The sequence below is a fragment of the Microcystis sp. M090S1 genome (assembly GCF_020246295.1).
Taxonomy (GTDB): Bacteria; Cyanobacteriota; Cyanobacteriia; order Cyanobacteriales; family Microcystaceae; genus Microcystis; species Microcystis aeruginosa.
This window is the reverse complement of record NZ_JADBTF010000515.1, coordinates 1-9,463: the sequence shown is the minus strand read 5'-3', so window position 1 is coordinate 9,463 and position 9,463 is coordinate 1. Positions and strand designations below refer to the sequence as shown.

The 9,463-nt window shown below is 43.7% G+C and carries 7 protein-coding genes, 1 tRNA gene and 1 pseudogene; 6 read left to right on the top strand and 3 right to left on the bottom strand.

Features of this window, described 5'->3' with window-relative positions:
• Positions 1–195 (bottom strand): annotated as a pseudogene (locus IM477_RS22810) (hypothetical protein); the annotation flags it as partial.
• Between IM477_RS22810 and IM477_RS22805 the strand changes: the two are divergent.
• The 4 genes from IM477_RS22805 to tsaB all read left to right on the top strand — a co-directional run bounded on the left by IM477_RS22805 (position 196) and on the right by tsaB (position 2,801).
• Positions 196–882: a diacylglycerol/polyprenol kinase family protein gene (locus IM477_RS22805; protein ID WP_061432504.1), complete on the top strand. Its 687-nt coding sequence runs from the start codon at positions 196–198 to the stop codon at positions 880–882.
• Positions 883–1,161: 279 nt separating this feature from the next.
• Positions 1,162–2,034, top strand: coding sequence for an aldose epimerase family protein (locus tag IM477_RS22800; protein WP_287733585.1), 873 nt, complete (start codon positions 1,162–1,164; stop codon positions 2,032–2,034).
• Positions 2,035–2,097: 63 nt separating this feature from the next.
• Positions 2,098–2,169: transfer RNA gene (locus IM477_RS22795), tRNA-Lys, on the top strand.
• Positions 2,170–2,198: 29 nt separating this feature from the next.
• On the top strand, positions 2,199–2,801 hold the full coding sequence (gene tsaB, locus IM477_RS22790) for a tRNA (adenosine(37)-N6)-threonylcarbamoyltransferase complex dimerization subunit type 1 TsaB (protein ID WP_287733584.1): 603 nt from the start codon (positions 2,199–2,201) through the stop codon (positions 2,799–2,801).
• Here the strand turns inward: tsaB and IM477_RS22785 are convergent, their stop codons facing one another.
• A complete protein-coding gene (locus tag IM477_RS22785) occupies positions 2,802–4,418 on the bottom strand; it encodes a choice-of-anchor I family protein (RefSeq protein ID WP_287733583.1) in 1,617 nt (538 codons plus the stop codon).
• 214 nt (positions 4,419–4,632) lie between these two features.
• On the opposite strand from IM477_RS22785, the gene cysE reads away from it, so the two are divergent.
• Complete coding sequence (gene cysE, locus IM477_RS22780; protein ID WP_287733581.1) at positions 4,633–5,406, top strand: serine O-acetyltransferase; 774 nt, start codon at positions 4,633–4,635, stop codon at positions 5,404–5,406.
• 238 nt (positions 5,407–5,644) lie between these two features.
• Positions 5,645–8,557: an excinuclease ABC subunit UvrA gene (uvrA, locus tag IM477_RS22775; protein ID WP_287733579.1), complete on the top strand. Its 2,913-nt coding sequence runs from the start codon at positions 5,645–5,647 to the stop codon at positions 8,555–8,557.
• Here uvrA and IM477_RS22770 read toward each other — a convergent pair.
• Positions 8,514–9,314 (bottom strand): class I SAM-dependent methyltransferase, encoded by an 801-nt coding sequence (locus IM477_RS22770; protein ID WP_287733577.1) that lies wholly within the window; start codon positions 9,312–9,314, stop codon positions 8,514–8,516. The genes uvrA and IM477_RS22770 overlap by 44 nt on opposite strands.
• Positions 9,315–9,463 lie beyond the last annotated feature (149 nt).

Below are 9,463 nucleotides of genomic sequence, written 5' to 3'. Positions count from 1 at the left end.
GTCAGTCTGTAGAGCGACCATAAGACCAGAACAGAGTAAATCTGTTAAGGCAGGTGCGGAACCCCGCAAGGGAAAGAAGCAGAAACCTAAATCGTGAGGTTTGGGAATCACCGTCCGTTTTACGGCGGTGAGGATGTCAACAATGTCACCTCGATCGCCTAAACTAAATAGATAGTCAATTTTCGCTTTTGCCACGTGGAACTATCCCACTCTCTCCTATTTTCGATCGGTTTAGTCGCCTGTTACCTAGCTGTTCTGATTCTGATCGCTGAAAAATTAAAAAGTCTTTTCAGTACCGATGGCGAAATTACCCGCAAAGTTGTCCACATTGGCACGGGAAACGTCATCCTTTTTGCCTGGTGGTTAAATATCCCCGCTTGGGTGGGAATAATCGCGGCGATCCTAGCGGCAGCTATCGCTATCCTATCCTATTTTTTCCCCATTTTACCCAGTCTTAATAGTGTCGGTCGCCGCAGTTGGGGAACTTTTTTTTATGCTGTTAGTATCGGTGTTCTCGTGGCTTATTTTTGGCCAATTTCTCACCCCGAATATGCGGCAATGGGTATTTTAATTATGGCTTTGGGAGACGGATTAGCGGCCCTAGTCGGACAAAATTTCGGTCAACATCCCTACAAAATTTTCGGCAGTGGCAAAAGTCTGGAAGGTTCCCTGACTATGTTAGTAATCAGCTTTTTAGTCAGCTTGATTATTTTATCTTTTATTAATGGCATTAATCCGCCAATTATTTTAGTATCTTTATTGACAGCGATCGGAGCTACTATTCTAGAAACTTTCTCGAAACTGGGTATAGATAATCTCACTGTACCGGTTGGTAGCGCCGCCATTGCCTATTTTCTTACCCAAATTTTCATCTCAAGCTAGGCTATCCCAGCTTATTCACAAGGGCCGAATCTAAAACCTCATTGGTTAAGCTAAGTAGGGAGGCACAATTATTTGTTAGGATGGGTTAGTGGTAGCGTAACATGAGCGGGTGTTGGGTTTCATGCTTCAACCCAACCTACGTTCTATGTTAGCAATCAGCTTTTTAGTCAGCTGTACCGATAACTGATAACTGATAACTGATAACTGATAACTGATAACTGATAACTGATAACTGATAACTGATAACTGATAACTGATAACTGATAACTGATAACTGAAATGACCTTTACTATCACTCAAAACCAAAATCAATATCTTACCTATTGTCTCAAGGATGAAGAGGCTGACGCTTATCTGGAAGTGGTTCCCGCTAGGGGAGGAATCATCACCCGTTGGCAAATTTGCGGAGAAGATATTTTATATCTGGACACAGAAAGATTTAAAGATCCTAACCTCAGCGTCCGCGGAGGAGTCCCGATTTTATTCCCTATCTGCGGCAACTTACCCGATAATACCTATCAACACCAAGGACGAAACTATAGCCTCAAACAACACGGATTTGCTCGTGATTTACCCTGGCAAGTGAGCAAACAAAGCACCGAAACCGCCGCTAGTTTAACCCTAGAATTAAACAGTAATCCGGTCACTCGTCAAGTCTATCCCTTTGATTTTCAATTAATCTTTACCTATCAACTGCAAGGAAACAGCCTCAAAATTCACCAAAAAGTTATTAATCTTTCCCCCGAAAGAATGCCCTTTTCCATCGGATTCCATCCCTATTTTCAAGTCAACGATAAAACCCGATTATCCTTTGATATTCCCTCCTCCCAATACCTCGACCAACGCAGGAAAACCCTCCATTCCTACTCCGGCAACTTTGACTTTAATCTCGAAGAAATTGATGCCGCTTTTCCGCAAATTACTCGCCATCAAAGTAGTTTTAGTGATTCCTATCATCAACGTCAAATTGTCCTCGGTTACGACGATCTCTATACAACTATAGTTTTTTGGACTCTGAAAGATAAAAATTATATCTGTCTCGAACCCTGGAGCGCCCCCCGCAACGCCCTCAACACAGGCGAACAATTGACCTACTTAGAACCCCAGAGTAGCCGCGAGGCGATCGTGGAAATGCGAGTCAATCAAATTTAAATTTCCCCTTGACTTAGCCCCGATAAGATGTTATATTGATGAATCGTGTGCAGAACACGAAACGGGTCGCTAGCTCAGCGGTAGAGCACTCGGCTTTTAACCGATTGGTCTTGGGTTCGAATCCCAGGCGACCCATAAAAACTTACTGATACACAAAGATTGACTTGTCTTCCCCCGTCTATGGATTAGCCTTGCATACCAGCAGTCCCCAACTAGGACTGGCCCTCTCTAATTTCAGGGATGATAGTCGTCAACAAACTTGGGACTTAGACAGGGATTTATCGAACCTATTCCACCCCTATCTAAAACAGTTCCTAGCCCCGCAAAAATGGGCAGATTTAGCCTTTCTAGCCACCGCTAAGGGGCCGGGTAGCTTTACCAGTACCCGCATCGGTATAGTCACCGGTAGAACCCTAGCACAACAATTACAGCTACCGATTTTTACCGTCTCCAGTTTAGCGGCCTTTGCTTGGTTACAACGGGATTTTTACCCCCTCGATACCTATCTAGCCCTAGAAATGCCCGCCACTAGGGGAAAATTGTATGTGGGTATCTATCGGGGTAATCGGGTTTATTTAGCTGATAGCCTGATGACTCCGGAACAATGGCAGCAGACTTTAGAAAACTTAACTATTTCCTATCAAAGATTAGCCACACCCAGTTGTTTAGGCATAAATGCCCCCGATATCCTCGATTTAGCCTATTTGGATTGGCAAACGGGAAAACGCCCCCATTGGTCGGAGGCGCTACCATTTTACGGGATGTGATTAGCAATTCCCTCTTTTTTTCAAACTATAGCCAGCTAGTCCGAGGGTTACTAATCCTAAAACTGCGCTAGGTTCTGGGACAGGTTTGACGGAATAAATCGCCACATTACGACTCACTTCATTGGCAACAATTAACAGGGGAGTACCATTAGGACTATCGGCAGCGGGAATAAATAATAATCCTTCGGGAGAGATATCGCCTAATTGCCAATCGTTGATATAATTAGTGAACAAAGGATTACTAGGGTTGGTGATATCATAAACCATGAAACCGCCAGCCCTTTCTATTCCCACAAAACTATAGAGACGATTACCCACAGTTCCTACTGCTAAACCTTCCGGTTCCGGCCCGCGGTTATCGCTACGACTATCGAAGGTGCTAGGAGTACCATCGGAATTAAAAATACTAGGAGTTAGGGGAGTTGCCGAAAAAGCCGCTAAAATTTGTTCAAAATCATCGCCACTATCGAAGACTTGGGACAGTCCAGTAGTTACATTCCAAATCGAAAAAGAACGACCACCGTAGGCAAAAAGTTGGCTATATTGACCTTGGGCGTTAAGTCCGTCGATGCTAGAAACATCTAAACGTCCGAGATTTTGGGCTAATTGCAATTGGGCTGCATTAGGGAAAGCATTGGGGTCTAAAGTTAGAGTAGAAACTCGTCGGGCCTCATTTCTAGTATCCCCTTCATTGGCAGTAATTAAATAGGTTTGTCCGGCGATGGTAACGGTGGCAATCGTATCCGGTTGATATAAGCCAAAAACCGGCCAATTATTAATATTTACCCCTCCATCTCGATCGCTAGGATCCAAACCATTACCCGGTGCGTTAAAATTTTTGGCTCCTAGGGGTACAATACTGGTGACTTGAGCTTTAACAACATCGACTATCGCAATAGCATTATTTTCCTGTAGAGACACCCATGCAGTGGTTCCATCGTCGGAAACGGTGATGTATTCTGGTTCCACATCTTGGGAAACCGTTTGACCGGGAAAAATACGGACTCCCTGACTTCTTAAAGTGTTCTCTTGACCATTAAAACTGATAAAGGTAGCGGTGTTGACCGTGGGATTGAGAATACCAGCGCTTAAGTCAATAATACTAACGGAACCATCGGGATTGACACCATTAGCTGCTTCCCCTTCGTTAGCGACCAAAACCCGATTACCGTCAGGAGTAAAGGTTAACATATCCGGTAAAGCGCCCACAGTCACCTGACTCTGAAAGACACCATTAGTATTGAAAAATACCACACTGCCGTTATTGGTAATCGGACTAGCTTCCATGGCCAGGGCCACGATACCATTTTTGATGGCAACGCTATTAACCCCCGCACCGTAGGAGCTAAGATCGATCGAGGGTAAGGGAATTGGACTAGCGGGATTGCTGATATCAGCAATATCTAGACGATTATTGGGACCGGTCAGGAATAATCTGCGACTAGCGGGGTCATAAGCGGGAATTTCTGCCCCGAAGTTATTTGTACTATTGCCAAGACTGCTCAATCGGGTGATATTTAAAGCTGAGGCCGATTCGGTAACAATGTTGATACTGCCAGCAATTGACAGCAAGGTTAATAAAAATTTCCCATGGTGACGATAGATAGCATGAATCATATTTTTAGCTGAAAAACTGCAAAAAAAGGCTAAACAATCGCATTTTTTCAGACCCAAGTTAAAGGAAGATTAAACAAGAGGGAAATTAAGGATATCTTCAAAATTTGGACAAGGACAGTAAAAGCGATCTAGGAAAAGAGGTTCCTCGATCGATTTTTAGTTGAACGGCTCATTTACCGGAGTGATAACATGGTTTAGTATAAGCTCGATCAATATGGAATCAAGACTCGTGTTATCTACTCTCCTAGCCGATTTCAAGATCATTTTTGAACGTGACCCCGCTGCCCGCAACTGGTTAGAGGTACTGTTTTGTTATCCTGGATTACAGGCTTTACTGTGCCATCGCTTCGCCCATTGGCTATATCAGATCGGGATTCCCTTTATTCCCCGTTTAATTTCCCATCTTGCCCGTTTTCTGACTGGTATCGAAATTCACCCCGGCGCCCAAATAGGTCAGGGTGTTTTTATCGACCATGGCATGGGAGTTGTCATCGGAGAAACGGCCATTATCGGTGATTATGCCCTCATCTATCAGGGAGTTACTTTAGGAGGGACGGGGAAAGAAAGCGGTAAACGTCACCCGACTCTAGGGGAAAATGTGGTCGTCGGCGCTGGGGCCAAGGTTTTAGGTAATATTTATCTGGGTAATAACGTTCGCGTCGGTGCTGGTTCTGTGGTCCTGCGCGATATTCCCGCCGATTGTACCGTTGTTGGTGTACCCGGTCGTTTAATCTATCGCGCTGGGTCGCGGGTGGAACCCCTCGAACACGGTGATTTACCCGACTCGGAAGCGGTGGCTATTCGCGCTTTGGTGGACCGCATTGAACAACTGGAAAAACAAGTGTACGAATTGCGGCTAGAACGGTCAAAAGAACCAGATTATCGGATTAATTGCCCAGTTTTAGCCCATTTAGAAGAAGAAGCGAGTCATGGCTGTTGCCCTGCGGCCGATCGAGATATGCGCGAGTTTCTCGAACGGGCGGTTTAACTCCGATAATCTTCTGATATGATAGAAGACTGGTTTTCTAAGTAAGTGGTTTTAATTAAATAGAAGATAGATTTTGCCTGCGATCCCCCCTTAATCCCCCCTTGATCAGGGGGTGCCGATCCCCCCTTAATCCCCCCTTGATCAGGGGGGTATCTGACAATTTTTAACACCTACCTACTTAGTAGCTGAAACCCATTCGTCAAAGCTATGATTGTTAAGGACTACTTGGCACCGTCCGATGGCTCAAACTGACTCGATCCGTATCCGTGGCGCCCGACAACACAATCTCAAAAATGTTGATCTCGAATTACCCCGCAATCAGTTGATTGTTTTTACGGGAGTTTCGGGATCGGGCAAATCTTCCCTCGCTTTCGACACTATTTTTGCGGAGGGACAGCGCCGCTATGTGGAGTCCCTCAGCGCCTACGCGCGGCAATTTTTGGGACAATTAGATAAACCCGATGTGGATGCGATCGAGGGTTTAAGTCCGGCTATTTCCATTGACCAAAAATCCACTTCCCACAATCCCCGTTCTAGTGTGGGAACTGTAACGGAAATTTACGATTACTTGCGTTTATTGTTCGGTCGTGCCGGTGAACCCCATTGTCCCCATTGCGATCGCAATATTGCCCCCCAAACCATCGATCAAATGTGCGATCGAGTGATGGAATTAGCCGAGAAAACCCGTTTTCAAATCTTAGCCCCGGTAATTCGCGGCAAAAAAGGCACTCATAAGCAATTAATCTCTAGTTTGGCCTCCCAAGGCTTTGCCCGGGTGCGGATTGACGGCAAGGTAGTAGAATTATCCGAGGGCATCGAGTTAGATAAAAAACATCTTCATGATCTTGAAATTGTTATCGATCGCCTGATCAAAAAAGAGGGTTTACAGGAAAGATTAGTAGATTCTTTAACCACTTGTTTAAAGCATTCCGATGGTGTAGCGATTGTGGAAATTCTCGATGAGAATAACGAAGATAATCCCGAAGTTACCAAAGAAATTGTCTTTTCCGAGAAATTTGCCTGTCCCGAACACGGGGCAGTTATGGAGGAATTATCCCCCCGTTTATTCTCTTTTAATTCTCCCTATGGTGCTTGTCCCAACTGTCACGGATTGGGCAGTTTACGGAAATTTTCGGCAGATTTAGTCATTCCAGACCCAAAACAACCGGTTTATTCTGCTATTGCCCCCTGGTCAGATAAGGATAATTCCTACTATCTTTCTCTCCTCTACGGTTTAGGGCAAGCTTTAGGTTTTGAAATTCAAACCCCTTGGCAGAAACTAACAAAAACCCAGCAAGATATCATTCTCTATGGGAGTAAAGAACCGATCTATTTTGAAGATGATTACCGTTATGATACTGGTCGCGGTTACTATCGAGAATTTGCTGGAGTTATCAATATCTTAGATAGGAATTATCAAGAAACCACCTCGGAAGTTATTAAACAAAGACTAGAGAAATATATTGTTAACCAAACCTGCGAAGTTTGTCACGGAAAAAGATTAAAACCGGAAGCTTTATCGGTACGTTTAGGACAATATACGATCACGGATTTTACCGGAGTTACCATTCGGGATTGTTTGCAGAGAATTAATGATTGTCATTTAACCCCAAGACAAGCATTAATTGGGGAATTAGCCCTCAAAGAAATCAAAGCGAGACTACAATTTTTAATCGATGTGGGATTAGATTATCTTACCCTCGATCGACCGGCGATGACTTTATCCGGGGGAGAATCCCAACGAATTCGATTAGCCACTCAAATCGGTTCGGGATTAACAGGAGTATTATACGTTCTCGATGAACCTAGCATCGGATTACACCAAAGAGATAATAGTAAACTGTTAGAAACCCTGCAAAGATTGCGAGATTTAGGTAATACTTTAATTGTCGTCGAACACGATGAAGAAACGATTCGGGCAGCCGATTATGTGGTCGATATCGGTCCGAAAGCGGGGATTCATGGCGGAGAAATCATCTGTCAAGGCAGTTTTAAAACCCTTTTAAAGTCCAAAAAATCGATAACAGGGTCCTACTTATCGGGACGCAAAGTTATTGAAACTCCTCCCCAAAGAAGGGAAGGGAATGGTAATGCTTTAGTCTTAAAAAATTGCCATCAAAATAACCTAAGAAATATTGATGTAACGATTCCTTTAGGAAAATTAGTCTCGATTACGGGAGTATCTGGTTCGGGCAAATCCACCTTAATTAATGAGTTATTATATCCGGCTTTACAACATCATTTAACCCGTTTAACTCCCTTCCCCAAAGAGTTAGATAAAGTGGAAGGATTGCACGCGGTTGATAAAGTAATTGTCATTGACCAATCACCGATAGGACGCACTCCTCGGTCAAATCCTGCCACCTATACGGGGGTTTTTGACATTATTCGCGAGATTTTCACCGAAACCATCGAAGCAAAAGCTAGAGGTTACAAAGCGGGGCAGTTTTCTTTTAATGTTAAAGGAGGACGCTGTGAAGCGTGCCTAGGCCAAGGAGTAAACGTGATCGAGATGAATTTTCTCCCCGATGTCTATGTGCAGTGTGATGTGTGTAAAGGGGCGCGTTACAATCGGGAAACCCTACAGGTTAAGTATAAAGGTTATTCGATCGCCGATGTCTTAGATATGACGATCGAGGAAGCATTAAAGGTCTTTGAAAATGTCCCCCGGGCCACCACCAGATTACAAACTCTCGTGGATGTGGGTTTAGGATACTGTAAACTCGGTCAAAGCGCGCCCACTTTATCCGGTGGAGAAGCGCAAAGGGTGAAATTAGCGGCCGAATTATCCCGACGGGCCACGGGAAAAACCCTATATTTGATCGATGAACCGACTACGGGGTTATCTTTTTATGATGTGCATCATCTCTTAGATGTGTTACAAAGATTGGTCGATAAAGGTAATTCGATTATCGTCATCGAACATAATCTCGACGTGATTCGCTGTAGCGATTGGATTATTGACTTGGGACCGGAAGGAGGGGACAAGGGAGGAGAATTAATCGCGGTGGGAACACCGGAAACCGTGGCCAAATGTGAAAAATCCTACACTGGTCATTATCTTGCCCAAGCATTACTTCAATATCCCCCAAAAAAGCAGGATAATATTAGGGAAGAACACAGAGATAATAAAGCCAATGATCAAGATTAGTATTTAACTCTTGTTCGCTCTTAATTTCCTGACCGGTTTTCCAAGAATAAATTTTAATCTCTTGAAAGTAAGACCTTAACTGCCTTAATTGTTCTTTGGGTGTGGCGTAATAATTTTGCAGACGAAAATTATGGGGTTCATCCCGAATAATTGCATAGTCAGCAGTCAATAACTGTTTGTAGCTAAGAGAGGGATTACAGGCACGCAAAATCGCCCAGATGACTAAATTGACATAGCTACTAAAAGGATTCAAACTAATCTTTTTTTTCCAATCGAATTCTGAGATAATTCCCTGAAGATTATGACTAGAAAAGCAAAAATAACCACCCGCTTTACCGATGCGGCTAATTTCCTCTAAAACTAGGAAACGGTCAGCAGGGGAAATATAATCAATGCCATTAAAACTAAAGAGAATAAAATCAAAATAATTATCCGCAAATTGTTCTAGATTTCTGGCATCAGCCACTTGCCAGACTAAATGGGGGAATTTTTGACGACAAGCGGCGATCATTTCCGTAGAATAATCAACACCGATATATTCTCCCACAAGAGGGGCAAAATACTTCGTAGTCCGTCCCGCACCTACCCCTAAATCAAGCATTTTCATCGTTGATAAACGCTCTTGCAGCAGGGTTAAAATTGTCCTTTCTGCCGGCTGTAGCGCGGTTAATTGGGCATAATAACCGACAATACTAGGGTCTCTATAGGTTTGCTGATTTGGCTCTTCGTTACTTGTTATGGTTCGATAGGGTGGCATAAATAAACTAAATCCTTATCTGGCAAGAGATTTAATTGATTAGTTCGCTCTAGATCAAAAACAATTGACAAAAATCGCCAAACGTTTTTCTCTATAAGGGTTCCGTCCCTTATAACCCCCGTACATTGCATAACACAAACCGAAGAACC